Annotated in this window: 23 protein-coding genes; 10 read left to right on the forward strand and 13 right to left on the reverse strand. The window is 67.1% G+C overall.

All coding sequences use genetic code 11. From position 1 onward, the window contains the following. The first annotated feature begins 216 nt into the window (after window positions 1-216). Both ACZ5BM_RS00910 and ACZ5BM_RS00915 read left to right on the forward strand, forming a co-directional pair. On the forward strand, window positions 217-615 hold the full coding sequence (locus tag ACZ5BM_RS00910) for a DUF6525 family protein (RefSeq protein WP_498909443.1): 399 nt from the start codon (window positions 217-219) through the stop codon (window positions 613-615). 256 nt (window positions 616-871) lie between these two features. Beyond that, window positions 872-1,168 carry a hypothetical protein gene (locus ACZ5BM_RS00915; RefSeq protein WP_498909444.1) on the forward strand — a complete coding sequence of 99 codons (297 nt, stop codon included), beginning with the start codon at window positions 872-874 and terminating at the stop codon, window positions 1,166-1,168. 69 nt (window positions 1,169-1,237) lie between these two features. On the opposite strand, the gene ACZ5BM_RS00920 is transcribed toward ACZ5BM_RS00915, so the two are convergent. Next, on the reverse strand, window positions 1,238-2,635 hold the full coding sequence (locus tag ACZ5BM_RS00920) for an MFS transporter (RefSeq protein WP_498909446.1): 1,398 nt from the start codon (window positions 2,633-2,635) through the stop codon (window positions 1,238-1,240). Continuing rightward, entirely contained in the window at window positions 2,635-3,564 is a 930-nt protein-coding gene (locus ACZ5BM_RS00925) for an SDR family NAD(P)-dependent oxidoreductase (protein ID WP_498909448.1), read from the reverse strand. The genes ACZ5BM_RS00920 and ACZ5BM_RS00925 overlap by 1 nt, the downstream gene beginning before the upstream one ends. A gap of 245 nt (window positions 3,565-3,809) precedes the next feature. On the opposite strand from ACZ5BM_RS00925, the gene ACZ5BM_RS00930 reads away from it, so the two are divergent. Further along, on the forward strand, window positions 3,810-4,112 hold the full coding sequence (locus ACZ5BM_RS00930) for an alkylphosphonate utilization protein (RefSeq protein ID WP_498909450.1): 303 nt from the start codon (window positions 3,810-3,812) through the stop codon (window positions 4,110-4,112). Between the two features lie 12 nt (window positions 4,113-4,124). On the opposite strand, the gene ACZ5BM_RS00935 is transcribed toward ACZ5BM_RS00930, so the two are convergent. The 9 genes from ACZ5BM_RS00935 to ACZ5BM_RS00975 form a co-directional block, all read right to left on the reverse strand. Next, window positions 4,125-6,002: a potassium transporter Kup gene (locus ACZ5BM_RS00935; protein WP_498909451.1), complete on the reverse strand. Its 1,878-nt coding sequence runs from the start codon at window positions 6,000-6,002 to the stop codon at window positions 4,125-4,127. Window positions 6,003-6,165: 163 nt separating this feature from the next. Beyond that, window positions 6,166-7,476 (reverse strand): omega-aminotransferase AptA, encoded by a 1,311-nt coding sequence (gene aptA / locus ACZ5BM_RS00940; RefSeq protein WP_498911431.1) that lies wholly within the window; start codon window positions 7,474-7,476, stop codon window positions 6,166-6,168. A gap of 5 nt (window positions 7,477-7,481) precedes the next feature. Beyond that, complete coding sequence (hydA, locus tag ACZ5BM_RS00945) at window positions 7,482-8,894, reverse strand: dihydropyrimidinase (protein WP_498909453.1); 1,413 nt, start codon at window positions 8,892-8,894, stop codon at window positions 7,482-7,484. Window positions 8,895-8,904: 10 nt separating this feature from the next. Continuing rightward, window positions 8,905-10,380: a sodium:solute symporter family protein gene (locus ACZ5BM_RS00950; RefSeq protein WP_498909454.1), complete on the reverse strand. Its 1,476-nt coding sequence runs from the start codon at window positions 10,378-10,380 to the stop codon at window positions 8,905-8,907. Further along, window positions 10,377-10,604: a DUF3311 domain-containing protein gene (locus ACZ5BM_RS00955; protein ID WP_498909455.1), complete on the reverse strand. Its 228-nt coding sequence runs from the start codon at window positions 10,602-10,604 to the stop codon at window positions 10,377-10,379. Before ACZ5BM_RS00955 ends, ACZ5BM_RS00950 begins: the two co-directional genes overlap by 4 nt. After that, window positions 10,601-11,731 (reverse strand): P1 family peptidase, encoded by a 1,131-nt coding sequence (locus tag ACZ5BM_RS00960; protein WP_498909456.1) that lies wholly within the window; start codon window positions 11,729-11,731, stop codon window positions 10,601-10,603. The genes ACZ5BM_RS00955 and ACZ5BM_RS00960 overlap by 4 nt, the downstream gene beginning before the upstream one ends. Continuing rightward, window positions 11,732-13,132: an amidase gene (locus ACZ5BM_RS00965; RefSeq protein ID WP_498909458.1), complete on the reverse strand. Its 1,401-nt coding sequence runs from the start codon at window positions 13,130-13,132 to the stop codon at window positions 11,732-11,734. 1 nt (window position 13,133) lies between these two features. Continuing rightward, window positions 13,134-15,377: a TonB-dependent receptor gene (locus ACZ5BM_RS00970; protein ID WP_498909460.1), complete on the reverse strand. Its 2,244-nt coding sequence runs from the start codon at window positions 15,375-15,377 to the stop codon at window positions 13,134-13,136. Window positions 15,378-15,608: 231 nt separating this feature from the next. Next, window positions 15,609-16,511, reverse strand: coding sequence for a LysR family transcriptional regulator (locus tag ACZ5BM_RS00975; RefSeq protein WP_498909461.1), 903 nt, complete (start codon window positions 16,509-16,511; stop codon window positions 15,609-15,611). A 148-nt stretch (window positions 16,512-16,659) separates the two neighbouring features. Here ACZ5BM_RS00975 and ACZ5BM_RS00980 point away from each other — a divergent pair, with 148 nt between their 5' ends. Continuing rightward, complete coding sequence (locus tag ACZ5BM_RS00980; protein WP_498909462.1) at window positions 16,660-17,331, forward strand: TetR family transcriptional regulator C-terminal domain-containing protein; 672 nt, start codon at window positions 16,660-16,662, stop codon at window positions 17,329-17,331. Beyond that, window positions 17,328-18,578, forward strand: coding sequence for a NupC/NupG family nucleoside CNT transporter (locus ACZ5BM_RS00985; RefSeq protein ID WP_498909463.1), 1,251 nt, complete (start codon window positions 17,328-17,330; stop codon window positions 18,576-18,578). Before ACZ5BM_RS00980 ends, ACZ5BM_RS00985 begins: the two co-directional genes overlap by 4 nt. Before the next feature lie 137 nt (window positions 18,579-18,715). Here the strand turns inward: ACZ5BM_RS00985 and ACZ5BM_RS00990 are convergent, their stop codons facing one another. Together ACZ5BM_RS00990 and ACZ5BM_RS00995 are read right to left on the reverse strand one after the other, a co-directional pair. Next, window positions 18,716-19,381, reverse strand: a complete 666-nt coding sequence (locus tag ACZ5BM_RS00990; RefSeq protein ID WP_498909465.1) for an HAD family hydrolase — start codon at window positions 19,379-19,381, stop codon at window positions 18,716-18,718. A 96-nt stretch (window positions 19,382-19,477) separates the two neighbouring features. Further along, window positions 19,478-20,155, reverse strand: coding sequence for a hypothetical protein (locus ACZ5BM_RS00995; protein ID WP_498909466.1), 678 nt, complete (start codon window positions 20,153-20,155; stop codon window positions 19,478-19,480). A gap of 352 nt (window positions 20,156-20,507) precedes the next feature. On the opposite strand from ACZ5BM_RS00995, the gene ACZ5BM_RS01000 reads away from it, so the two are divergent. The 5 genes from ACZ5BM_RS01000 to ilvD all read left to right on the forward strand — a co-directional run bounded on the left by ACZ5BM_RS01000 (window position 20,508) and on the right by ilvD (window position 26,894). Continuing rightward, window positions 20,508-21,836 (forward strand): NAD(P)-dependent oxidoreductase, encoded by a 1,329-nt coding sequence (locus ACZ5BM_RS01000; protein ID WP_498909467.1) that lies wholly within the window; start codon window positions 20,508-20,510, stop codon window positions 21,834-21,836. Window position 21,837: 1 nt separating this feature from the next. Continuing rightward, a complete protein-coding gene (gene preA, locus ACZ5BM_RS01005) occupies window positions 21,838-23,112 on the forward strand; it encodes an NAD-dependent dihydropyrimidine dehydrogenase subunit PreA (protein WP_498909468.1) in 1,275 nt (424 codons plus the stop codon). Next, window positions 23,058-24,359, forward strand: coding sequence for a M20 family metallo-hydrolase (locus ACZ5BM_RS01010; RefSeq protein ID WP_498909469.1), 1,302 nt, complete (start codon window positions 23,058-23,060; stop codon window positions 24,357-24,359). The genes preA and ACZ5BM_RS01010 overlap by 55 nt, the downstream gene beginning before the upstream one ends. Before the next feature lie 74 nt (window positions 24,360-24,433). Beyond that, window positions 24,434-24,910, forward strand: a complete 477-nt coding sequence (locus tag ACZ5BM_RS01015; RefSeq protein WP_498909470.1) for a DUF421 domain-containing protein — start codon at window positions 24,434-24,436, stop codon at window positions 24,908-24,910. 136 nt (window positions 24,911-25,046) lie between these two features. Further along, window positions 25,047-26,894 (forward strand): dihydroxy-acid dehydratase, encoded by a 1,848-nt coding sequence (gene ilvD / locus ACZ5BM_RS01020; protein WP_498909471.1) that lies wholly within the window; start codon window positions 25,047-25,049, stop codon window positions 26,892-26,894. Window positions 26,895-26,945 lie beyond the last annotated feature (51 nt).

The following is a 26,945-nucleotide window of genomic DNA, read 5'->3' on the forward strand; positions in this document are numbered from 1 at the left end:
CCGAGAGACGTGAAGCGTTACAACAGATCGTCGTGGAATTCATCTCGCCGCGCGGGCGGCGCGAGCGCGGTTCAGACTGGAAGTTCGGGAAAAGTCGCCGTGCGACGCTCCGAACGCCTGCTCGACTGGCCGGGGAGCGCAACATGAGCGGGTGAAGGGACGACGGTATCGAGCACACCGTCTGGACAGTACACTATAACGTTCCATAATGGCGTCATGCTGACGCTCATTCTCCCGAACGGCAACGATGCGACCATCCGCCGGCAGATGTGGCAACGTCATGCCGGCGACGACTGGGATGCGTTCGACTCCCTGCCACCCGGAATCCGGCAGCGAATCACGGAACATGCCTATGACGCCTGGGCGGTCAACACCTTGGCCCTGTGGCGCCGCTTCCGCCGCACCTACGGCACGGAGGCGCGGGCCGAGCGGGCCATGCTGCGCTACATCGACCATTGCGAGCGGCTCGAACGGCGCGCCTTTTCCGCCGCATGGACGGCTCGCTGGGGCACGTGCTTTCCACACGACGCGGCCGGCGTGCCGGTGCTGCGTTCTCCCGCCGCTACGGCCCCAACCATCGAGAATCGTCCGAGCGCGGCGGGCACGGCATGCTGACGCAAACGATACCTGCCCGGATCCTCGCGGCCGGGAGGCCGGACGGGAATGACGCAAGGCGCCGTTTCCGCTGGACCAGTCGCTCTTGTCCGTGTTTTGGTGCGATACGGCTGCCTCCGGAACCGCCACCGATTCGGGTGCGGCCCGTCCGGCCTCGACGGCCGGCCTGGATCGCGGGCGAGGACACTCACCTGAAGTTCATTCTGGTTCGGTTACGGTATCGGCTAGAAGCCGGTGCGGGTTTGGGGTTTTCGCGATGGTCGCCACCACGCTGTTGCTGACATTGGTTTCGCTGGGAACGGCGCCTGTGCACCAGGACCGTACGCCCGTCGCCCTGTCGCGTCCCGCCAGCACGGTCGCGCATCTCGCGGTGCCGACCGGAATCGCGGTGCCGATGCAGCGCGCCGTGGCACTGGCCGTGTCCGATCTGTTCAAGAGCCCGGTCCAGACGGACATGACCCCCGCCGTGGCGGAGGAACGTCTGCCGGATCGGCGCGCCAGAAGCGAAACCGGCGTGACCGACCCCGCCTACCGGCCGTCCGGCAGCCTTTGAGGCGATCTCCTGTCGGCTCCTGCCTGAGCACGCGGCAACTGGTGCTTCGTCAGCATTAGGCCCGCCTGTTCAGACGCCCGTGGGCTCGCGATGGCGCAGGCGGTTGAAGCTGACCATCGCCGCCGTGAGCGCGGTCGCCGATGCGAACAGCAGGCAAAGCCGGTTCGCCCGCACCCCCATCAGCGCGAACACGGATGCCACCAGCATCGCGCCGACGGTTTGTCCCAGGAGCCGCGCCACCGAGATCATGCCGCTGGCGCTGCCGGCGCGCGAGGCCGGTGCGCCCAGAAGCATGGCGCGGTTGTTGGGTGGCTGGAAGATCCCGAAGCCGGCCCCCGCCAGGGCGATCCGCCAGGCGATGTTGGCGTCCCCGGGCGCGACGGGAAGCAGAAACAGCAGCAGAAACCCCGTCGCGGTCAGGCACAGCCCGATCCCGGACAGAACCGCCGCCGGATGACGATCCGCGAGCCGTCCCACGAACGGCGATACGGCGACGATCGCCAGCGGCCATGGCGTGATCAGCAGCCCGGTGGCGACGGCGCTGCGATGCAACGTTCCCATCAGGGTGAACGGCATCGAGATGATGAAGAAGTTCGAGGCCACGAAGCCCAGAAACCCGGTCAGCACGGCGGCACGGAAGCCGCGCAGCGCGAACAGGTCCAGCGGCAGCATCGGATCGGACTGGCCGCGCTGCCGACGCACCAGCGCATACAAGCAAAAACAGCCGATCGCGATCAGCAACACGGATGTGCCGAGACCGTCGGCATGCGACAGCCGGTCGAATCCGACGATCAGCGACCCGAACGACCCTGCGGTCAAAACCGCCGACCAGGCGTCGAACGAGGTCGGTTTCGCCGGAATGCGCGGCAGCGCCAGCAGCGACACCAGCAGCGCCACTCCGCCCAAAGGAAGGTTGATCAGGAACAGCCAGGGCCAGTGCGCCATCGACAGCACGGCGGAGGCGATGGTCGGCCCCAGCGCCACGCCTGCCGCGATCACCAGACCGTTCAGCGCGATGCCGCGCCCGATGATCGCGCGCGGGTAGATATGCCGCACCAGATTGGCGTTCACGCTCATGATGCAGGCGCCGCCGAATCCTTGCAGCGCCCGGGACAGCGAGAGCTGCATCAGCGTGGTCGAACCGGCGCAGAGCAGGGACGCCACCACGAACAGGATCATGCCGATCCGGCACATGCGCGCCGGTCCGATCCGGTCGCCCAGGGTCGCCAGCGGCAGCAGGGACACCACGGATGCCATCTGATAGGCGTTGATCACCCAGATGGACTCTGAGGCGCTGGCATGAATGTCGTGGGCGATGGTCGGCAGCGCCACGTTGGCGATGGCGTAGTCCAGCACCGACAGTAGAACCGACAGCGCCACCGCCAGCATGGCGAGATTGCGAGCCGCACCGTGCAGCCCGTCATGCGGCGCGCTTTCCGGATCGGCGATGCGCATGGACGTGTTCATCAGCGGCGAAGCGACGCGAAGTCCACCCCGGTCAGCGCTTCGGAGACCTGCCACAGACGGTCCTGCACGGCACGATCGCGCGCATGCTTCGAGATCCGTGCCGGCGCCGGCCAGCCGCGGATCTCCCCCAGACCGTTCGGCCCGACATAATCGCCGCCACGAACATCCGGCATCGTCGCGGCGTACAGGCCGGGCAGGGCGCCGCGCGCCGGGTCGAAGCCCAACCAGCGCGACACGGGGTTCGTCGGGCTGACGCGCAGACCGATCCGGCCTGTGCCGTCGAAGAAATTGGTGAGCGAGATCCCCGGATGCGCCGCCACGCTGATCAGCGCCGACCCCGCCTCGCGTGCGCGCCGGTCCAGCGTCAGCGCGAACATCAGATTGGCCAGCTTGGACTGCGCGTAATTGCTCGTCCGCCCGTAATGCCGTTCGCCCTGGAGATCGTCGAAGTCGATCCGCCCGCGCCGGTGCGCGACGCTGCTGATCGTCACCACGCGCGGCGCCTTTGCCCTCAGCAGCGCAGGCAGCAGCAGCCCGGTCAGGGCGAAATGGCCGAGATGGTTGGTGCCGAACTGGGTCTCGAACCCGTCCCGCGTTTCCTCCCGGCGCGACAGCAGCCCGAGCCCGGCATTGTTCAACAGAAGGTCGACCGCGCGATCGGACTCCACGATCCGCGCGGCGAAAGCGCGAACGCTCGCCAGATCGGCCATGTCCAACGGCTCGATCTCCACCTGCGCGGGAGGATGCCGTGCCAGGATCGCGGCCCGTGTGCGCGTGCCCTTGCCGGTGTCCCGCACCGCCAGGATCACGGCGGCGCCATGTCCAGCCAGCGCCGTCGCCGCTTCCGCGCCGATCCCGCTGGTGGCCCCGGTGACGATGGCGATGCACCCCGACAGGTCCGGCATGTCGTCGACGGTCCAATGCGTCATATCGGCCCCTGTTGTGACACGTCCGCTCATCCTAGCCAGAGCGCCGGTCGGTGCATACGAGCAGCGGGCGCAGGGCAGGGGGCGGCGCCAGCCGTATCCCCGGCGCCGGATCGCTGTCGTGGCGCCATTCGACGCCGCCCTGGCGGATGTGGTCCAATGGCGCTCTCGGATCGGTGCCCGCGCGGATGATCGCGCGGGCCCGTTGCGCTTGGAACAACGCCCGGTTTCGGGCTCTGGAGACGATCATGGCGGCGGACGACGACTATGTGTACGACGAGGCGACCGGCGAATGGCGCCCCGCCAGCGAAGTGGCGGCCGCCGCTGCCCCGGCCGCGGTCGACGTGCGCGACGCCGCAGGCAACGCCCTGGCCGATGGCGATTCCGTCAGCCTGATCAAGGATCTGAAGGTCAAAGGCGCCAACCAGACCCTGAAACAGGGTACCGTGATCCGGTCGATCCGTCTCACCGACAACCCGGAAGAGATCGACTGCCGCCACGACACCATCAAGGGCCTGGTGCTGCGGACGGAGTTCGTCCGCAAGCGCTGAGCCGGCCGGCCGTCAGAGTTCAATCTGACGGCCCAACTCCAGGAACCGGTCGCGCGGCAGCGCGAACCGGTCCGGCATCCGCACGGCATTGCGATACTGCAGCGCGAACAACAAACGCTGCGGCCCGAACATGCGTGGCCGGTGCGGGCTCGGCACGATGTCGTCATGCGCCGCGAAGAAGGTGGCGCGATCCGGGTCGATGCGGCAATCCTGCCGGCGCGCCTCCTCCAGCGCCAGAACCAGATTCGGAACCTCCACGAAGCCGAACCTGACCTCTACGTACCAGAACCCGTCACCCACCTCCTGCACCGTCACCCGCTCGCTGGCCGGAACGCGCGCCGTGGTCTCGAACCGCACGAACAGGCTCACCACGCGTTCGGGCAGAGCGCCGAACAGGGTCAGATGGCGGGCGATCAGCAGCGGCACCGCCGTCGGGCCGCGTGTCAGGAAGACGGCATGGCCTTCGGTGCGCGGAATCCGCCCCTCGCGCACGGCCGCCAGCACCGCGTCCGCATCCGGCGCCGCCGCTTTCAACGAGGCCCGCACGCGCGCCACGCCCGCATGCCAGGTGATCATGATCACGAACAGGGCCAGTCCGAACAGGAGCGGCACGAAACCGCCATCCAGAATCTTCAGCAGATTGGCGGCGAAGAATGCGACGTCGATCACCAGGAGGATGCCCACCACCCCCAGGATCGCAGGCCAGTTCCATTTCCAGCGGTTCCGCATCACATCGGCCAGCAGGATCGTCGTCAGCAGCATGGTCGTGGACACGGCGGTGCCGAACGCGCCAGCCAGACGCGCCGACGAACCGAACCCGATCGTGATCGCGATGGTCGCGATCATCATGGTCCAGTTCACCAGAGGCACGTAGATCTGGCCGTACTCCTCGTCGGAGGTCTGGTGGATGATCAGCCCAGGCATCCAGCCGAGCTGCATCGCCTGACGCGTCAGGGAGAACGCGCCGGTGATGATCGCCTGGCTGGCGATGATGGTGGCGATCGTCGCCAGGATCACCAGCGGATACACGCCCCAATGCGGCACTTCCGAGAAGAACGAGTTCTTCGCCAGGGACGGATCGCGCACGATCTGCGCCGCCTGTCCGGCATAGTTCAGCAGCAGCGCCGGCAGCACGACCGCCCCCCAGGACAGGCGTACCGGCCGACGCCCCAGATGCCCCATATCGGCATAGAGCGCCTCGCCGCCGGTCAGGGCCAGGAACACGCCGCCCAGGACGGTGAAGCTGCCCCAGCCATGGTGCAGCAGGAACCGCACCCCCAGCAGCGGGTCGAGCGCCGCCAACACGCCCGGGCTGCGCGCGATCGCGACCGCGCCCATGGCGGCGATCACCCCGAACCAGACCAGCATGATCGGGCCGAACGCCTTGCCGAGCTTCGCCGTGCCCAGAGGCTGCGCCGCGAACAAACCGACCAGGATCGCCACCGCGATCGGCAACACGTAGGGCTTGAACGCGCTGGTCGCGACATCCAGCCCTTCCAGCGCGCCCAGAACGGAAATCGCAGGCGTGATGATGCCGTCGCCGTAGATCAGCGCTGCGCCGAACAGAGCCGCCGCGATCAGCAGCCCGCTGCCGTGCATCAGCCCAGGACGGGAAGGCGGCTTCAACAGCGACATCAGCGCCAGGATGCCGCCTTCGCCCTGGTTGTCGGCACGCATCACCACCGCGCAATACTTGAGGGTGATGACGATGATCAGCGCCCAGACGATCAGCGACAGGCTGCCCAGCGCGATCTCCGGCGTGATGGTGCCGCCGGCATCGCCGACCACGGTCTGGAAGGTATAGAGCGGGCTCGTGCCCAGATCGCCGTAGACGATGCCCAGGGCGGACAGCGCCGACACCATCACGCCGCGCCGATTGTCCTGCGCCATCCGAATCGTCCTGCCTCGATCGCGTCCGGCGCGTGCCGGACGGGGTTGACCCTGTCGCCGCCGGGTCGTCCCGTACAGACATGGTACGCAACAATCGAATGGGGACGCGATCGGTTCCGCCTTGCCGGGCGCTCGCGTCGCCGCAGGCGCCCGGATGGAGCGATCAGTCCACGGCCGCCGAGATCGCCTCGCCGAGCGTGGTGACGATCCGGTCGATATGGCTCCGCTCCAGGATCAGCGGCGGCGACAGGGCGATCGTGTCGGCGGTGGTGCGGATCAGCAGACCCTTCTCGAAACAGTCCTGCATGATCCGCCCGGCGCGCTCCGCGGGGCGGCCCGCGAACGGCTCCAGCTCGATCCCGGCGATCAACCCCGCATCGCGGATGTCCACCACGCCGGGGCGGTCGCGCAAGCTGTGCACGGCCTCGCGCCATTCCGGCTCGATCGCGCGCGCACGTGTCGGCAACTCCTCGTCGCGATGGATGTCGAGCGTGGCGATCGCCGCGGCGCAGGCGAGGGGATGACCGGAATAGGTGTAGCCGTGGAACAGCTCGATCCCCGGCGCCGCATTCTCGACCACGGTGCGATAGATTTTGTCGCTGGCCGCAACGGCGCCCATCGGCACGGCGGCATTGGTCAAGCCTTTCGCCATGGTCAGGATATCGGGCGTGACCCCGAAGCGTTCGGCCGCGAACGGCGCACCCATGCGGCCGAAACCCGTGATCACCTCGTCGAAGATCAGAAGAATGCCGTACTGGTCGCACAGGGCGCGAAGCTTCTCGAGATAGCCCACCGGCGGCACCAGAACGCCGGTCGAGCCGGCCACCGGCTCGACGATCACCGCGGCGATGCTGTCCGCGCCGTGCAACTGCACCAGATCGATCAGCGCATCCGCCTTCTCCGCGCCGTGCTCGGGCTGGAATTGCGCGAAGCGGTTCTGCGGCAGATGCGTATGCGGCAGATGATCGACATTGCCGAGCAGGGGCGCGAATTGTTTGCGATTGGCGCCGATCCCGCCCACGCTCAAGCCGCCGAAATTGATGCCATGATAGCCGCGCTCTCGACCGATCAGCATGGTGCGCTGCGGCTGACCATTGGCGCGATGATAGGCGAGGGCGATCTTCAGCGCGGTATCGGCGCTTTCGCTGCCGGAATTGGTGAAGAAGATGCGGTCGAGCCCCGCAGGCGTGACGCCGGCGATGCGCGATGCGGCTTCGAACATCAGCGGGTGGCCCATCTGGAAGGTGGGCGCGAAATCCAGCGAAGACGCCGTGCGCGTGATCGCTTCGGTGATCTGCCGGCGGTTATGCCCCGCGTTGACGCACCAGAGCCCGGCAGTGGCGTCGAGCACTTCGCGGCCGTCCGGGGTCCAGTACAGCATGCCGTCGGCGCGTGCCAACAGGCGTGGCGCCGCCTTGAAACTCCGGTTCGCGGTGAACGGCATCCAGGCCGCGTCGAGATCGTTGCGTGGCATGTGATTCAACCCGCTGCTCCTGTGTCGGCGTGGGGGAAACAGATCGGCGCGAAGGGCGGACGCGACACGTAGCGTCCATGGCCCGGAACGGTATGCAGCCGGTTCTCGTGCCAGACCACGCGGCCGCCGGCGATGGTGGTGCGGGCCAGACCCGTCACCGCCATGCCCTCGAACACGTTGTAATCGACGCGCTGGTGATGCGTCGCCGCCGAGATGGTGCGCGTCCCGTTCGGGTCCCACAGAACCAGATCGGCATCGGCGCCGACGGACACGCTGCCTTTGCGCGGATGCATGTTGAAGATCTTCGCCGTGTTCGTCGATGTGACGGCCACGAACTCCGCCGGGGTCAGTTTTCCCGTCCTGACGCCGTGATGCCAGAGAACGCTCATCCTGTCCTCGATCCCCGGCGTGCCGTTCGGAATCTTGGTGAAATCGTCGCGACCGTTGGCCTTCTGCGGTGCGCAGAAACAGCAATGGTCGGTCGCCGTGGTCTGCAACGTGCCGTTGGCGAGTCCGGCCCAGAGCTTCGCCTGATGCGATCTCGGCCGAAACGGAGGGCTCATCACATGCGCGGCGGCGGACGCGAAATCCTCGGTATCGTAGACGCTGTCGTCGATCACCAGATGCTGCGCCAGAACCTCGCCGAACACGCGCTGCCCGTTCGCACGCGCACGCCCGATCGCCTCCGTCGCGTCCGCGGTCGAGACATGCACGATGTAGATCGGCGCGCCGAGCACGTCGGCGATGGCGATGATGCGCTGCGCGGCTTCGCCCTCCACCGAAGGCGGTCGCGACAAGGGATGTCCCTTCGGCCCGGTGATGCCGCGCTCGAGCAGCTTCTTCTGCAGATGCGCCACGGCATCGCCGTTCTCCGCATGCACGTTGCACAGCGCGCCGAGCGACAGGGCATGGCCGACGCTGGACAGCAGAACGCCGTCATCTACCATCAGCGCGCCCTTGTAGGCCATGAAATGCTTGAAGCTATTGACGCCGTGGTCGCGTACCAGCGTTTCCATCTCGGCCGCGACCGACGGCGACCAATGCGTCACGCAGACATGGAACGCGTAGTCGCACACGGCCTTTTCCGCACGCGCGCTCCACAGTTTCCACGCCTCGATCAGCGATCCGCCCGGTTCCGGTATGGCGAAATCGATGATGGTGGTGGTGCCGCCCGCAACCGCCGCTTCCGTACCGGTGCGGAAATCGTCCGACGACACCTCCCCCATGAACGGCATTTCCATATGCGTATGCGGATCGATCCCGCCGGGAATCACCAGCAGCCCGCTCGCATCGAGACCGCGCGCACCCTCCGCGTCCAGCCCGTCGCCGATCGCCGCGATGATGCCGTCGCGCACCAGGATGTCGGCGCGGAACGCGCTGTCGGCGGTCTGGATGGTGCCGCCACGAATGAGCAGCATCTCGGATCGTTCAGGCAATGACATCGCGCCGGATCTCCTTCTGCGCCCCAGGAGAGACCCGTTTGGGGACCGAGCGCAATCGCCGGCTTTCCGTCGGCTCACGCGACACGCCCGGAAACCGCAGCGTCAACGCCAGCAGCAGCGCGGCATTCGCCGCCAGCCCCAGCAGGCCCGGGTTGATGCCACCCAGTTGCACGCCGCCCGCATGCAGCTCGATCGACACCGCATCGCCGAGCAGCAGCGACAGCGCGATCGCTCCCGGCCTCACCCGGCGCAGGAACAGCATCGACACCAGGCCCGGCAGGATCTGCGTGATCCCGAAATAGAACACGGTGTTGATCGCCGTCATCAGCCCGTGGAAACCGGTCGCGCCGGCCACCGACAGCACCACGTAAGCCGCCATCACCAGTCGCGCGGCCCCCTTCTGCCGTTCGCCGTCCAGGCCCGGCACCAGATTGCGCGACACCAGCGGCCCCAGCGCCAGACAAATGCCGCTCAGCACCACCAGCGCAGACAGGCAGGCCGCCGCGAGAACGATCCCGGCCGCCCAACCCGGCAGCAGATTGCAGGCAATGCGCACGAACACCGCGTTGGGATCGCCCGCACCGGGTCCGCCGCCGAGACGCCGCGCCGCATAGGCCGTCACCACCAGCAGCGGAAACATCGCCATGTAGAGCGGCATCAGGCTTTGCGCACGGCGCACGGTGCGCGGCGAGCGCGCGGTGAACACGCTGGCCACCGTCTGCGGCACCAGACAGAAGCCGACGCTCTGCAGAACGATGGTGCTCATCGCGAACAGATCGGTCGACCAGCGCGCGCGCGGTACGGGCGGCGGCGCCAGAGGTATCGGCGCGGCCGCATCCGGCGCACGCGACAGCACCGCCAGAGCGGCTAACCCCGCCGCCAGCACGGCCAGCAGCATCAGCGCATCCTTCAGCACCGCCACACGCGCCGGCCCCCTGATCCCGGCGATCGCCACCATCACCAGAACCAGCGCCCCCGCGACGCCCAGGCTCAGCAGGGGCGGAACGGAGCCCAGCCCCAGCGCCGCCAGCACGGTTTCCAGCCCCACGAACTGCATCACCCCGAGCGGCAGCAGAAACGCGATCGAGGACAGGGCGACCACCAGCTCCAGCGTCCGGCTGTCGAAATGCTGGCGGAACATGTCCGGCAGCGTCACCGCCCCGGTCCGCCGGCCGGCCCGCCAGATGCAGGGACTCAGGAAATACCCGACCGGAAACGCCAGCAGGATGTAGCCCAGGAACCAGGCCAGAAAGCCGGTGCCATGCGCATACACGCCGGCGGGAACGCCGAGGATCGTGCCGATGCTGTAGGTCTCGCCGACAGACAGGAAGAAGAACAGCACCGCGCCAAACCGGCCCGAGGCGACAAAGAAATCCTCGGGCTTTTGATGCGCCGTTCCACGCGCCGCGGAACAGGCCAGACCGAGCGCCAGAAGCAGGATCAGCGCGAACGCGGCGATCACGGCTCCGCCGCCCCGTCATCCTCGTCGTCGAACACGTGGCGGTCGTGCAGCCACCAGCAGCAGCCGAGGCAGGCGGCGGTCAGCGGGATGCACAGAAACAGCCATGCCACCGCGACCGGCAGGCCGGCCACCACCAAGCCCGACCGCGACAGCAGCGGGATCGTCGGCACCACCGCTCCGAACGGAATCCCGAGCCCGACCAGAAAGCGCCAGCCCGCCGTCATCCGGTCGCGCCTTTCCGCCAGGTCTGTCCGCTCATCCCCGGCGGCAGGGTCGCCTCGTAGACGCCCCGCGCCACCGCCCGGGTCAACACGTCGGCGGCGATCGATCCGATCCGTGCCACCGTGAAAGGCCGGCTCGGCCCGTCGATGGTGCGTTTTCCGGTGGACAGCGCGAACACCACGTCGCCATCGAACGGCGAATGGATCGGCCGGATCGCCCGCGCCAGCCCGTCCTGCGCCATCATCGCCACGCGCTTGCACTCGTCCGGATCCAGGATCACGTCCGTGGCGATGCAGGCGATGGTGGTGTTGCTGCGCGCGGCCGGGTTGCGTTTCGCCGCGCCCCAATCCTCGCCGGAAACGGTCGCCGTGCTCGGACCCAGCCCGCCGAACTCCTTGTTCATCTCGAACGGTCCAGCCCAGAAATGCCGTCCGCCCGGCACCAGCACCGAGCCCAGACTGTTCACGGCGACGATCGCGCCCACCGTGATCCCATCCGCGGTCCGCAAGGAGGCCGAGCCGAGACCGCCTTTCAGCGCACCGGCCCCGGCGCCGTAGCCGGCCCCCGCCGTGCCGAGGGCGAAATCGCGTTTCGCCGCCTCCACCGCCGCGATGCCCAACGCGCGATAAGGCGGGTTCATGCCCCATTTCTTGTCGCCGCCATTGGCGAGATCGAACAGGATGGCCGCCGGCACGATCGGCGAGCGCGGCACGCCGGGGTTCGGCACCGCTTCGAAGCCGCGTCCCTTCGCGCCGAGCCAGGTCGCGACGCCGTCCGCCGCGGCGAGGCCGTAGACCGACCCGCCGGAGAGGACCACCGCATCGACGGAGCGCACCAGGTTCCAGCCGGCGAGGGCATCGGTTTCGCGCGTGCCGGGGCCGCCGCCGCGCACATCCACCGCGCAGACCGCGCGATCGTCCGGCAGGATCACCGTCACCCCGCTGCGGACGCCGCTCTCCTGCGCCTGCCCGACCGACAGCCCCTCCACGTCCGTGATCAGGTTGCGTGGCCCCGGCGCGCCGGGGGCGAGGGGCGCGCGCGGGTCAGGAGACGTCGCCGCCCGCGCGCCCTCGGCGGCGAACAACGCGACACTGCCGGCGATCCCGGTCAGAAGCTGGCGACGATCCATTCAAACACCTTTCGCGGGCGGCGTGGGCCAGGTCGTGATGGGGCCGCGCCCGGCCTCGAACCAGCGGGCCAGTTCGATCGCCTGCCGGTCGGCGAAGCGCGGCGTGACGATCTGCAGGCCGATCGGCGTCCCGCCCGACGAGAAGCCGCAATGGATCGAGATGGCCGGCTGTTCGCCCATGTTCCAGGGCAGGGTGAATGCGATATGCTCGAACGGCAGCGCCGGATCGTCCAGGGGCGATGCGAACTCGGCCGGAAAATCGAGATTGGGTGTGGTCGGCGACAGGATCACGTCCAGCTCCGCGAAGGCTGCGGCGCAGCGTCGACGCAAGGCGAACGTCCCGCCGAACCCGCTCACCGCTTCCGTGCCGCTCACCTCCGCGCCTGCTTCGGCCCAGCGCAGGATGTAGGGCAGGATCAGCGCCCGACGCTCCTCCGGCAACGCACCGATCTCGGCCCAGGCACGGGCGCGCCAATACCGGTCGATCCCGTCCAGGATCGCGCGATCGAGCACGGGCGACACCGGCACCACGACCGCGCCAGCCTGCGCGAACCGCGCCGCCGCGTGCCGCACGGCGTCGTCGATCTCTGCATCGAGCGCCATGCCGCAGCCCGGATCCATCATCACCCCGACCCGCAGGCCGCGCACGCCGTCGATGGACGACATCCAGTCGATCCGCTCCGGCGGCAGGCTGGTGGCGTCGCGCGCATCCGGCAGCGACAGCACGGCCATCATGCGCGCGGCATCGTCCACGGTGCGCGTCATCGGTCCGGCGCAGCGCCCGGTATAGTAGGGATCGATCGGTATTCGGCCCAGCGTCGGCTTGAACCCGACCAGCCCGCACCAGGCGGCAGGCAGGCGCACCGACCCGCCGATATCGGTGCCCACATGCAGCGGCCCGTAACCGGCGGCGGCCGCCGCGGCGGCCCCGGCGCTCGATCCGCCCGGATTGGTGGCGAGGTTCCAGGGATTGCGCGTGAGGGGATGGAACGAGGACAGCCCCGAGGACAACATGCCGTAATCCGGCACCGTCGTCTTGGCGAACAGGATCGCACCCGCTTCGCGCAGGCGTGCGGCCGGCGGCGCGTCGTGGTCCTCAGGCACCAGAACGGTCGCGGCGGTTCCGACCGGCGTCGGCACGCCGCGCGTGGCGATCAACTCCTTCAGGCTCACGGGCACGCCGTCCAGCGCGCTCAACGGCGCATCGTTCGCCCAGCGCGCGGCGGAGGCTTCCGCCTCCCTGCGCGCCGAGACGGGATCATGGGCGTAGAGCGCATGGAGATGCGGCTCCCAGTCTGCGATGCGCGCGTCGAGCGCCTCCACCACGTCGACCGGGTCGAAGCGGCGCGCACGATAGCCCTCGACGAGCGCCCCGGCATCGAGATCCATCAGCGACGCCATCTCAGAAATTCACCGCTGCACGTACGCCCCAGGTCGCCGGCAAGCCGGCCTGCGCGATGTTGTCGCCGGACACGAAATAATTCCTGGTCACGTCGTATCCCTTGTTCAGGACGTTCTGACCGAACGCCTCCACGCTCCAGCGGCCGCCCTTCGGCTGGAAGGTGACGTTGGCGTTCACCAGCGTATAGCCGGCCACGTCGTAGAGTTTGCCGAACAGCGAACGGTAGGTCGAACGCAGGCTGTAATCGATCCCGGTCAGGAGATCGTAATGGCCGAGATCGAAGGTATAGGATGCAGACCCATTCAGCGTGATCTTCGGCGACGGCAGGCTGTCGCCTTTGCGGTTGGCGTAGGTGCCGACGAACAACCCGTTCACGCGCGTCGCCGACACGACGGATTCGAACTGGTCGAACTGTCCCGTCGCCCATCCGGCCGATTGCGTCAGCGTCAAATGCCGGATCGGCGTCCAGTCGGCTTCCATCTCGCCGCCATACAGATGCGAACGCGGCGCGTTGATGATCGCACCGACCAGGCCGGTGAGCGGGTTCACCACCGCCGACTGGATCTGCTCGTCGTGATAATCGTAGTAGAACGCCGACACGTTCAAACGCAGATGCTGTTTCGGAAACTCCGCCTTGTTGCCGATCTCGTAGGCCCAGACCTTCTCGGGAGAGAACGGCGCGGTGGACACCTGCGCGGACACCGAATTGTATGTGGTGAAACCGCCCGACTTCACGCCGCGACTGACGGACGCATACATCATGTCATGCGCGAACGGGGTGTATTGCAGCTCGATCTTTCCGGTCGGCTGGGTGAAATCCGTGCTGCGATGCGCGAGCGACGTCACGCCGGTCTGCACGGCGCTGTCCACGTAGGCAGCGCGGAAATTGTTCAGATCGCGCGCCTCGTGCTCGACCCTCAGCCCGCCGGTCAGGCTCAAGGCCTTGCTGAGCGCGTAGGTCGCCTGACCGAACCCGCTGATCGTGTTCACCGTCTGGGAATACTGCACGGTACGGTCGAACTTATAGACGCTCTGGAAACCGGAATCGTAGATATCGGCCAGATACTGGTTGGCGTAGTAGATGCCTCCGACCCATTTCAGCCGTCCTTCGTTGCGCGACGTCAAACGCAGCTCGTTGGCGAACACGTTGGCGCGCGAATTGAAGAACACGTCCGCGATCGCCAGGCTCGATCCGTCGAAATTGTCGTATTCCCGCCGCTGCATGTAATCGTAGCTGACGAGATCGGTCAGCGTGGCGAAGCTCAGGGTCTGGTCCGCGCGCAGATTGGCCCCCGCCGTGTCGATATGGCTGAACGGCTTCTGGTTCGCCGGAACGCCGATCAGCTTGGCGAATTGCGGCGAGGTGCCCCATCCGGTCGCCGCGCGGTCGGTGTCGATCGGGAAGATCGGTTGTCCCGGCCCGAGATAGGTGCGCAGGGAGGTGAGGGGCGCATACAGATGCAGACCGACCGCGTCGGACCGGTCGTGGCTGCCGTGGAGATCCAGCTCGAATTTCAGCGTGTTCGTGGCTTCGTAGTCCAGCATCGCCCGTAACCCGCTCCGGTTCACGTCGCCCAGAACCGCCGCGCTGTCGCGATCGTGCTGCCACGCTCCGCCATGCTGCGTCTCGCCTGCGATGCGGAACTGCACCCTGTCCGAAAGCGGACCTGAAACGTAGCCGTCCACCTTGGAGGAATCGAACCGTCCATACTGGGCCGACAGGCCGCCCATCAGCGTATGCGTCGGCTTGTTCAGAATGTAGTTGATCGCGCCGGCGGTCGTGTTGCGGCCGTAGAGCGTTCCCTGCGGTCCGCGCAACACCTCGACACGGGAGATGTCGAACATGGTGCCGTTCGTGCCGAACGGAACCGGATAGGCCACCTCGTCCACATAGATGCCGACGGTCGGCGCGTTGTTGCTGGCATAATCGTTGAAGCCCATGCCGCGGATCGCATAGGAAGGCTGGCCGCTGCCGAATTGCGGCGTCACCTGCAAGGACGGCGTCAGGTATTGCAGGTCGAACGCGTTGTTGACGTTGCGCGTCGCCAAAGTCTTGCCGGTGATCACGCTGATCGAACTGCCGACATTCTGCGCGTTCTGCGAGCGTCGCTCGGACGTCACCGTGACCTGTTCCAGACCGCCATCCTGCGGAACGGCGTTCGTCGCGGCCGGTTGGGACACGGTCTGCGCCCGCGCGGCACCATCGAACACGATGGCGAGCGCGGCGGTGCTCGCGAGCAGCATCGCGAGATCGGATGGTCTGCCGAAATATCCTTTGTGAGCCGCCATGTTCGGCATTCTCGCTTCTGCGCGGTTGGGTGGAAAGTCCGGCCCGTGCGGCCATTGCCACCCGGAATGCGCAAACGTTACGGTGCCGGTTGCAGCCGGGACTAGCATCTTCTTGTGTCGCCGCCGTCCACGTTTTTGAGACACTGCCTGCACGTGCGGCGATTGCCCATGAAAGCGGCGAGGTCGTTATCGCCCGGTCTTGGCTCCCAATGCGGCGTCCAGTGCGCGCATCACCGCGCTGGCCGCATGCGGCAGGGTTCTGCCGGGCGCGCGGCAGATATCGAGGGTGGTGTCGATCGTGCTCCCTGGGCTCATCGCCACGGCCACCAGACGTCCGGCCTCGATCTCGTCCTGGCAACAGAGCGGCGGCAGCACGAGCGCCGCGGCGCCCCGCAGCGCCAGCGCCTTCTGCACGCCCAGCGATCCGCTCACGAACACGGGGTCCAGACGCAGGCTGGCCGCTCGGGCCATCCGGTCGAGATCCTGTCGCGCCCCGAACCCGGTATCGGGCAGGGCAAGCGCATGGCGCGACAAATTCGCCAGCGATACGCACCCGGCTCCGGCCAGAGCATGTCCGGGCGACACGATCACCGCGTGCTCGATTGGATGGCGGCTCTGCACCAGCGCCGCCGCCGTTTCCGGCGCGAAAATGGTGATCCCGAGATCGGCCGAGCCGTCGGCCACGCCGGCCGCGAGTTCGGCGGCACTCGTGACCCGCACGGAAAACCGCAGCGCCGGATGCCGCACGTGCAGATCCGCCAGGACCGGCGCCAGAACCCCGCCCGCCACGGCGCCCGCCGCCAGGATCGTCACATGGCCTCGGTCCAGCCCGCGCAGATCGTCGATCAGCGATCGCGTCGTCTCGATATCCGCGTCGATCAGCCGTGCCCGCTCCGCCAGCAGCCGTCCGGCTTCGGTCAGCCTGATCCCGGAGACCCCGCGGTCCAGCAGTTCCGCCCGGAAATAATACTCCAACCCGGCCAGATGCCGGTTCAACGCCGTCGGCGCGATCTCCAGTTTCTGCGCCGCCTGACGCAGGGAGGTGGATCGGGCAACTTCCAGGAAACAGCGCAACGCCTTGATCTGCATGGTCCGAACGCTAACGAGCCACGGGCACCCGCGTCCACGGCTTTTCCGGCGTGACCGCCCCGGCTGCCGGCACGGAGCCCGGCTCTTGCGCGCCCTGCTTATGTGCCGGACAAGCAATGATAAGAAAGAGGGAGCGTCCTGGACCAAGATGGGAACGTCGATCGACCGCAACGGTGCGGCCTCCGCCCGGGACACCGGCGGCCCCGGTGCGCCGCGGCGCCTCAGCACGACGCAGATCCTGCGCGCCGCCGAATCGATCTTCGCCAGCAACGGCTTCGGCGGCACCTCCATGGCGGCGATCGCCGAGGCCGCCGATCTGCCCAAGGCCAACCTGCATTATTACTTCGGCAGCAAGGAGGCGCTCTACCGCGCCGTGCTGGAAGACATCCTCTCCACATGGCTCGCCGACTCCGACATCTGGATCACCGCCGAGCGGACGGCGCGGGAAGGGCTCGAAGGTTATATCCGCGCCAAGATGCAGTGGACACGCTCACGCGCCGATGCGTCGCGCATCTTCGCGGGCGAGATGCTGGCTGGCGGCGCGCGCATCCGTCATTTCCTGGAAGGCGAACTGCGCGACTACGTGTCCCGCATTGATGCCGTCTTCGCCATCTGGATCGCCAAGGGATCCATGCGCCCGGTTTCGGCCGAACATCTGCTGTTCTGCATCTGGGCGATGACGCAGAGCTACGCCGATTTCGCGCCGCAGATGGAGGCGGTGATCGATCGCCCGCACGGGCTCGGCGCCGAGGACTACGCGCTGGGATGCGAAACCATTCTCGCCCTGGTGCTGGGCGGAATCACCGCGGGGCAAGCATGATCCATTCCATTCTGCGTGGCCTGCCCGGGCTTCTCCTGCTTCTGCTGATCGCCTTCGCCTTCTCCACCGATCGCCGCCGCATCTCGCCGCGCACGGTGCTCTCGGCACTCGCCCTCCAGGTCGCCCTCGGTGCGCTCGTCTTGTTCGTTCCGCCCGGCCGCTGGGCGCTGGGGATCGCTTCCGACGCGGTCAACGCCGTGCTCGGCTATGGCCAGCAGGGCACGGCCTTCCTGTTCGGCGCTCTGGTCGGACCGCATATGGCCACGCTCTTTCCGGACAGCGGCGGCTTCGTGTTCGCGCTCCGCGTGTTGCCGCAGATCATCTATATCTCCGCCTTGATCGCGCTGCTCTACCATTTCGGCATCATGCAACGCCTCGCGCGCGCGCTGGGCGGTCTGGTCCGCCTCGTGCTCGGCACCAGCCGCATCGAAAGCTTCTCCGCCGTCACCACCATCTTTCTCGGCCAGAGCGAGATGCCGGTGGCGCTCCGCCCTTATGTCGCCAGCCTGACGCGCGCCGAACTCTTCACCGTCATGTCCAGCGGCACGGCCTCCATCGCCGGCTCCGTGCTGGCCGGTTATGCCGGCCTCGGCGTGCCCATGCCCTACCTGCTCGCGGCCTCCGTCATGGCCATACCGGGCGGTCTTCTGTTCGCGCGCATCCTCATGCCCGCCACCGAACCCTCCCGCATCGCCACGCTCGACGTGCCGTTCGACGGCAAGCGCGCCGCCAACCTGTTCGAGGCGATCTCGATCGGCACCGGCAACGGCGTGCACGTCGCCGTCGCGGTCGGCGCGATGCTGGTCTCCTTCATCGGCCTGATCGCCTGCCTTGACGGCCTGATCGGGCTGCTCGGCGGCCTCGCCGGTCTGCATCACCTTTCGCTCGAAACCATCATGGGCCGCGTCTTCGCCCCCGTCGCATGGCTTATCGGCGTGCCGTGGACCGAGTCACAGACGATCGGCGGCATCATCGGCCAGAAACTCGTCTTCAACGAGTTCGTCGCCTATGTCTCGCTCTCGCCGATGATCCACGCGCAGACGATCTCCGCGCATGCCATCGCGATCTGTTCGTTCGCCCTGTGCGGCTTCGCCAATTTCTCGTCGATCGGCATCCTGCTCGCAGGCTACGGCGCCGTCGCTCCAGAACGCCGCGCAGAGGTCGCCCGCATGGGCGTCCGCGCCGTGCTCGCCGGAACGCTCTCCAACCTCATGTCCGCCACCATCGCGGGAATGTTCATTTCCTGAACGATGGCAAGATCAAGCCGCGGAGGATCGGCTGGTCCGCGCTCCGATGGACGGACGTGCTTTGGCTCCTTTCCCCAGAAAGGAGCGCCGCCTCCGTCTATCCCCGAGGCGGCAAAGCAGGACCCGCACGACAGCGTCTACGCACGCGCCCGCAGCAGCGCCGCCACGTCGTGCAGGCTTCCCGCCACCAGCACGGCGCGCCCGCGGATCTCTTCCGTCGGCTCCAGCATATCCGGCACCATGATCACCGGCACGCCGGCCGCATGCGCGGAGCGGACGCCGTTGTGCGAATCTTCCAGCGCCAGACACGCGGCAGGCGGCAGACCGAAGGCAGCGGCACCGCGCAGAAACGGCTCGGGATCGGGCTTGCCGCGCGACACGTCGTCGCGTGTCACCAGCAGGTCGAACCGATCGAGAATACCCACATGCTCGAGATGCGTCGTCGCCCGGTGGCGGTTCGACGACGTCACCACCGCACGCGGCAGCTTCAAGTCATCGAGCGTATCCAGCAACGCATTCACGCCCGGCCGCATCTCCAGCGCACCCGCCGCCACCATCCGATCCAGGATCTCCGTATGCAGCGCGATCAGGCGTCCGGTGGGAAAATCCGCGCCTTCCTGCTCCCTTACGGCGGCGGCGCACCGATCCATCGGGCTGCCGATCGTGCTGCGACAGAACGCCTCCGTCAGCACCGCGCCCAGTTCCGCGGCCGCCTGGATCAGCGCGCGCATGGACAAGCGCTCGCTGTCGAGCAGCAGGCCGTCCATGTCGAACAGAACCGCGCGGATCGCCGTCACATTCATGGACAAACTCCCTACCATTGCCGGGACCATGTCTCATGGGGGCGGCCGAAACAAAAGTGGCAAGGCCGGGAACCGGTCCTGCCACTCCGAACCCGATCAGCTCAGCGTAGTCCAGGGCGCATCACCTGCGCGCAATCTCGGATCGGCCTCCAACCCGGCACGGCTGTTGCGACGGGTGCGGTCTACGTTGCGGAAGTCCGGCGGAAGCCCGTCGGCGGATCGAGTTTGCCAGATTGACCGAGTCCGATCGAAATCGATCCGGTCGCGCGTGCTGATATGCGCCGTCTCATCGAAAGCGTCCTTCAGGCTGCGCAACACCGCCGTGCTGGCGCCGTTCCTGCCCGCAGCACCATCGAGATAGCGTTTCATGCAGCCGCTCAGGTGTTCGAGAATGCGCTGGCGCTCCGCGTAGTGGTTGCGCCAATAGGCATTGTCGATGCCGGTGAAGCTGAACATATCTGTACCGTCACCGGGATCGTCGGTGCGGCGGCCGGGACCTTCGACGAGATTCCAAGGCGCCCAGAAGAGTTCGCTCGCGATCACTTCGGCGTTCATTGCGCTGTTGACGTGGCGGCCGAGGGCGCCCGACGTCGTGCTGATGGTATGGTCCCGCCCGTCGCGTCCGGTGACGAAACGTTTGCACGCACGAGCAAAATCGGCGTCCGGCGAGAAGACGTCGATATAGCTCTCGAGAACCCTGGCCTCGTTGTTCTCCACAAGGGTGTTCCAGGTATCGCGCAGGCGGCTGTAGGGCACGATGTGATGATCTTTCATCTCCATTCCGGTCGGAGAATGGTGCGGTATCTTCCCCGTCGCCGGGCTGCATCGCCCGTCGCATCGTGCGTCCTGGTTAACGTGAGGCACCGGATTTCCTCCCATCGGCATCGGCTCGGGGTGAACAGTAGGGATCGCCCGCTGTCAGGTTCAAGCCACATGAATTGTTCCAAGCGTCGAAGAACGCTTCGCTGGGCTGCGGAAATATTGTGCATAGGCATATTGGTTGCGCAGAAATTTTACCAAAATCGCCCAGAACCGATTTTTTCGCCCATAACCTGACCATAAAGACAGGTTTCTTATTGACGGCGTACCTCCGGCCGCTTCACGATCTGTCAAGACGGAGGGCACGATGGATCGACTCACGGACGTGATTGGCGCGCGGATCAAGTCCGGACGTCTCGACGACGCCACGCTGGCCGCGAACTTCGCCGATGCCCATCCGGCGCTGACCGACACGCAGGCACGCATCGAAGCCGATCGCTGCTTCTATTGTTTCGACGCCCCCTGCATCGAAGCCTGTCCGACAGGGATCGACATCCCCTCCTTCATCGCCCGCATCGCCGACGACAATCTGCGCGGCTCCGCCGAAGCGATCCTCGGCGCCAATATCTTCGGCGGTTCCTGCGCGCGAGTCTGTCCGACCGAGATTCTGTGCGAACAGGCCTGCGTCCGCACCAAAGGCGAGAACAAGCCGGTACAGATCGGGCTCCTGCAGCGTCATGCCACCGATCATCTGATGCGAAGCGGCGAGCATCCCTTCGTTCGCGCGCCTGAAACCGGTCGTCACATCGCTGTGGTCGGCGCCGGGCCCGCCGGAATCGCCTGCGCGCATCGCCTTGCCATGATGGGACATCGCGTCACGGTGTTCGAGGCGCGCCCCAAAGGCGGCGGCCTGAACGAATACGGCGTGGCGGCCTACAAACTCTCCGGTGACTACGCGCAGCGCGAACTCGACTTCATTCTCGGCATCGGCGGGATCGAGATCCTGCACGACCGCGCCCTCGGCCGCGACGTCACCCTGCGCGCCTTGCGTGAGACACACGACGCCGTGTTCCTCGGCCTCGGCCATCAGGCCGTGCGCGCGCTCACGCTCTCGCCGGAAACGCTGCATGGCGTCTTCGATGCCGCGCGCTTCATTGAAACCCTGCGCCAGAGCAGCAAGAACGACATCGCCGTCGGCGACAGGGTCGTGGTGATCGGCGGCGGCAACACGGCGATCGACGCCGCGATGCAAGCCAGGCGCCTCGGTGCACGCGAGGTCACCATTGCCTATCGTCGCGGGCTCGAACACATGTCCGCCACCGGTCATGAGCGCGATTGGGCCCGCACCTCCGGCATCCGCATTCTCCCGTGGCACACGCCCAGGGCGATCCTGGGCGAGGGCGGCATCGTCACGGGCGTGCAGTTCGAGGACACCGGCGACGGACCGGTCCACGAACCCGCCGATATGGTGCTGCTGGCGGTCGGTCAGCTTTTCGACGCGACGCCGCTCGCCGAAACCGAAGCGCCGCGCATCGAAAACGGCCGCATCGCCGTCGACGAAACGGGCCTCACAAGCCTGGCCCGTGTCTGGGCCGGCGGCGACTGCACGGCGGGCGCGGACCTCACCGTGGCGGCGGTACAGGACGGCAAGATCGCGGCAATCGCGATCCACGAGATGCTGAGTGGGGAGAACTGAGATGGCCGATCTGCGCTGCACCGTCGCCGGCATACGGTCCCCGAACCCGTTCTGGCTCGCCTCCGCCCCACCTACGGACAAGGAGTACAACGTCCGTCGCGCGCTCGAGGCAGGCTGGGGGGGCGTGGTCTGGAAGACCCTCGGCGAGGACCCGCCGGTCGTGAACGTCAGCAGCCGCTACGGTGCCGTCACTCATGGCGGACGACGCATGGCCGGGCTCAACAACATCGAGCTGATCACCGACCGTCCGCTCGCCACCAATATCGCCGAGATCAAGCGGGTCAAACGCGACTTCCCCGATCGCGCCATCGTGGTCAGCCTGATGGTGCCCTGCGTGGAGGAAAGCTGGCGCGCCATCCTGCCGGTCGTGGAAGAAACCGGCTGCGACGGCATCGAACTCAATTTTGGCTGTCCGCACGGCATGAGCGAGCGCAACATGGGCGCCGCGGTCGGGCAGGTGCCGGACTACGTCGAGATGGTCACGCGCTGGTGCAAGCAGAACACCCGCATGCCGGTGATCGTCAAACTCACGCCCAACATCACCAATATCCTCATTCCCGCACGCGCCGCGAAAGCCGGCGGTGCCGATGCGGTCTCGTTGATCAACACGGTGCAGTCCGTGGTCGGCGTCGATCTGGACGCGATGACGCCGCTGCCGGCGGTGGACGGGCAGGGGACCCATGGCGGCTATTGCGGTCCGGCGGTCAAGCCGATCGCCCTGCGCATGCTGGGCGACATCGCACGTGATCCGGCGATGCGCGGCATGCCGATCTCGGGCATGGGCGGCGTATCCTCCTGGCGCGAGGCGGCGGAATTCATCGCCATGGGCGCATCCGGCGTGCAGGTCTGCACCGCAGCCATGCATCATGGCTTCCGCATCGTCTCCGACATGATCGACGGCCTCGGCAACTGGATGGACGCCAAGGGCTACGCCGATCTCGACAGCTTCCGCGGAGCCGCCAATCGCAACTACGTGCAATGGGGCGACCTCAACATCGACTTCCGTGCCATCGCCCGGATCGACCAGAACGCCTGCATCTCCTGCGGCAAATGCTATATCGCCTGCGAGGACACGTCGCATCAGGCGATCGCGAAACTTCCCGGCCGCGTCTACGAGGTCATCGACGCTGAATGCGTCGGCTGTAACCTGTGCGCCCATGTCTGCCCGGTGGACGACTGCATCACCATGCAGCCGCAGCCGGCCATCGGACCGAAACGCACATGGGCGGTTCACCCCAACAATCCGCATCGTCTCGAGCCGGAGACAGTGTCGTGAGCGGCAATCTTTCCATCGATCCCGATCGTCTCTGGAACACGATCCTCGAAACGGCCGCCATCGGCGCGACGTCGAAAGGCGGCATCTGCCGTCTCGCCCTTACCGAGCTCGACGGCGAAGTCCGGCGCTGGTTCGCCGCACAATGCGAAGCCATCGGCTGTACCGTCACGCGTGACGACATGGGCAACATGTTCGCACGCCGCGAAGGCCGCGATCCATCCCTGCCGCCGATCGCCATCGGTAGCCATCTCGATACGCAGCCTACCGGCGGAAAGTTCGACGGCATCATCGGCGTTCTCGGCGGTCTCGAAGTTCTCCGCGCGCTGCACGAGAGCGGCACGGAAACGGAGGCCCCGATCGAGATCATCAACTGGACCAACGAGGAAGGTTCGCGTTTCGCCCCCGCCATGCTCTCCTCCGGCGTGTTCGCGGGCGCGTTCGAGCGTGACTGGGCCTGGGACCGCGCCGACCGCTCCGGCATGCGCTTCGGCGATGCTCTGGTGGGGATCGGCGAGCGCGGCGAACAGCCATGCGGCGCCCATCCGCTTTCCGCCCATTTCGAGCTCCATATCGAGCAGGGCCCGATCCTCGAAGCCGAATCCCGCACCATCGGCATCGTCACCGGCGTGCAGGGCATGCGCTGGTTCGAAGCCACCATCACAGGCCAGGAAGGCCACGCAGGCGCCACGCCGATGCGTCTTCGTCAGGACGCCCTGCTCGCCGCCGCACGCATGGTGGTCGCCATCGAGCGTATTGCCGCCTCCTATGCTCCCGACGCCGTCGGCACGGTCGGCCTGATCGAGAACCATCCCAACAGCCGCAACGTCGTTCCTGGCGAGGTCTTCTTCACCATCGACATGCGGCACCCCGACGACGCCGTGCTGGAACGCATGGAAACCGACCTGCACGCCGCCTTCGCCGAATGCTGCGGCTCGCTGCGATGGAATGTCGAGCGCGTCTGGAACAATCCCGCCGTCCGCTTCGACCCCGACTGCATCGAGGCCGTCCGAAACGCCGCCGAAGCCCTCGCTCTGCCGGCCCGGGAATTGGTCTCCGGCGCGGGCCATGATTCCGCCTATGTCGCCCGCGTCGCCCCCACCAGCATGATCTTCGTTCCTTGCGCCGGCGGCCTCAGCCACAACGAAGCCGAGAGCGCCGAAAAAGACCACGTCGCCGCCGGCACCCAGGTCCTCCTCCGCGCCGTCCTGGCGACGGACCGGCGGTTGGCGCGATCCGACACGCGTTGACGCTGCCCGCCGGGCATTGACGGAGCCTCTCGCCCGACGGAGACCATCCGCCGTTCGCGACAAGGCCCAACACGATGCCCGATTGGCGGTCCCTCTTCGTTCCCGACGTGTCCTTGTTGGAGATGGTCGTCCGCGGCACCGTCACCTATCTCGTGCTGTTTTTTCTCTTCCGTGTCTTTCGCAATCGCGCCTCGGGGCAGAAGGGCCTGTCCGATCTGCTGCTGATCGTCCTGGTCGCCGATGCCGTACAGAGCGCCATGGCGGGCCCTTACAGTTCCGTCACGGACGGTATCGCCCTGGCTCTGACCATCGCGTTCTGGGCCTGGCTGTTGAACTGGATCCCCTACCGGCTGCCGTGGACGCGCCGCTTCCTGCGCTCGGGACAGGAGGTGGTGGTCCGGAACGGCCGCGTGCTCGAACGCGGCATGCGGCGCGAAATGCTCACCATGGACGATCTGCGGGAGGAGCTCGGACGGAAGGGGGTCGACCGGATCGACCGGATCAAGCTCGCCGTGGTGGAGGAAGACGGCACGTTGACGGTCCATCTCTGATCCCGGGGGCCCCGGCCGGTCGCGCGATCACGCAACCCGGAGCCCAGCGGAACGTGCTATCGCGACGGGAGCGGCCCTGCTAGGTCGGGCTTCCATCCCGTAACGCCCGATCCGGCCCGTTCCTGGAGCACCGCCCGTGCCAGCCTATCGTTCCCGCACCACCACACATGGCCGCAACATGGCCGGCGCACGCGGCCTGTGGCGCGCGACGGGCATGAAGGACGGCGATTTCGGCAAGCCGATCATCGCCGTCGTCAACTCCTTCACCCAGTTCGTGCCGGGCCACGTCCATCTCAAGGATCTCGGCCAGATGGTCGCGCGCGAGATCGAACAGGCAGGCGGCGTCGCCAAGGAATTCAACACCATCGCGGTCGATGACGGCATCGCCATGGGTCATGACGGCATGCTGTATTCGCTGCCGTCGCGCGAGATCATCGCGGACTCGGTCGAATACATGGCCAATGCCCATTGCGCCGACGCACTCGTCTGCATCTCCAACTGCGACAAGATCACGCCCGGCATGCTGATGGCGGCGCTCCGCCTTAACATCCCCGCCGTGTTCGTCTCCGGCGGCCCGATGGAGGCCGGCAAGGTGGTCTGGCCGGACAAGACCGAGAAGAAGCTCGATCTGGTCGACGCCATGGTGTCCGCCGCCGACGACCGCATCTCCGACGAGGACGTCGCGGTGATCGAGCGTTCCGCCTGCCCAACCTGCGGCTCCTGCTCCGGCATGTTCACCGCCAACTCGATGAATTGCCTTACCGAAGCCCTCGGTCTGGCGCTTCCCGGCAACGGTTCCACGCTCGCCACCCATGCCGACCGCAAGCGGCTGTTTCTGGAAGCCGGCCACCTGATCGTGGATCTGGCCCGGCGTTGGTACGAGCAGGACGATGCCAGTGTGCTGCCGCGCTCCGTCGCCAACCGGCGGGCGTTCGAGAACGCCATGACGCTCGACATCGCCATGGGCGGCTCGACCAATACGGTGCTCCACCTGCTCGCCGCGGCGCAGGAGGGGGAAATAAGTTTCACGATGAATGATATTGATCGTTTGTCGCGTCGCGTGCCGGTTCTCTGCAAGGTCGCGCCGGCCGTCGCCAACGTCCATATGGAGGACGTCCACCATGCCGGCGGCATCTACGGCATCCTGGGCGAGCTCGACCGCGCCGGACTGATCCATACCGACACCCCCACCGTGCACAGCGATACCCTGGCCACCGCCCTGGATCGTTGGGACGTGTGCCGCACCACCAGCCCGGCCGTGCACCAGTTCTACTGCGCGGCTCCCGGCGGGGTGCCGACCCAGACCGCGTTCAGCCAGGAGCGCCGCTTCGACGCGGTCGACCTGGACCGCGAGACGGGCGTCATCCGCAACGCCGAGCACGCCTTCTCCAAGGATGGCGGTCTGGCCGTGCTCTACGGCAACCTCGCCGAGGATGGCTGCATCGTGAAGACGGCCGGGGTGGACGAGAGCATCCTCCGCTTCGCCGGCCCTGCGCAGATCTTCGAAAGCCAGGACGATGCGGTGAAGGCGATCCTGGGCAACACGGTGGGCGCTGGCGACGTGGTGCTGATCCGCTACGAGGGACCGCGCGGTGGGCCGGGCATGCAGGAGATGCTGTATCCGACCTCGTATCTGAAGGCGAAAGGGCTCGGCAAAGCCTGCGCCCTGGTCACGGACGGGCGCTTCTCCGGCGGCACCTCGGGCCTCTCGATCGGCCATGTCTCGCCGGAAGCGGCGGAAGGCGGGCTGATCGCTCTGGCCGAGGAAGGCGATCGTGTGGAGATCGACATCCCGGCGCGCCGGATCGAGCTGATGGTCTCCGACGCGGTTCTGGCCGAGCGCCGTTCGGCCATGCAGGCCAAGGGGCAGGCGGCGTGGAAGCCGTTGGCCGAGCGCCCGCGGAAGATCAGCACCGCCCTGCGCGCGTATGCTTCCATGGCCACCAGCGCTGCCTTCGGCGCCGTGCGACGCCTACCGGACTGACGGCGCTTACGAGACCTGCCGGCTTTGTGAACCGCCCGAAGGCGTTTCCGA

This window comes from Lichenicola sp. GTC18331 (assembly GCF_055386855.1).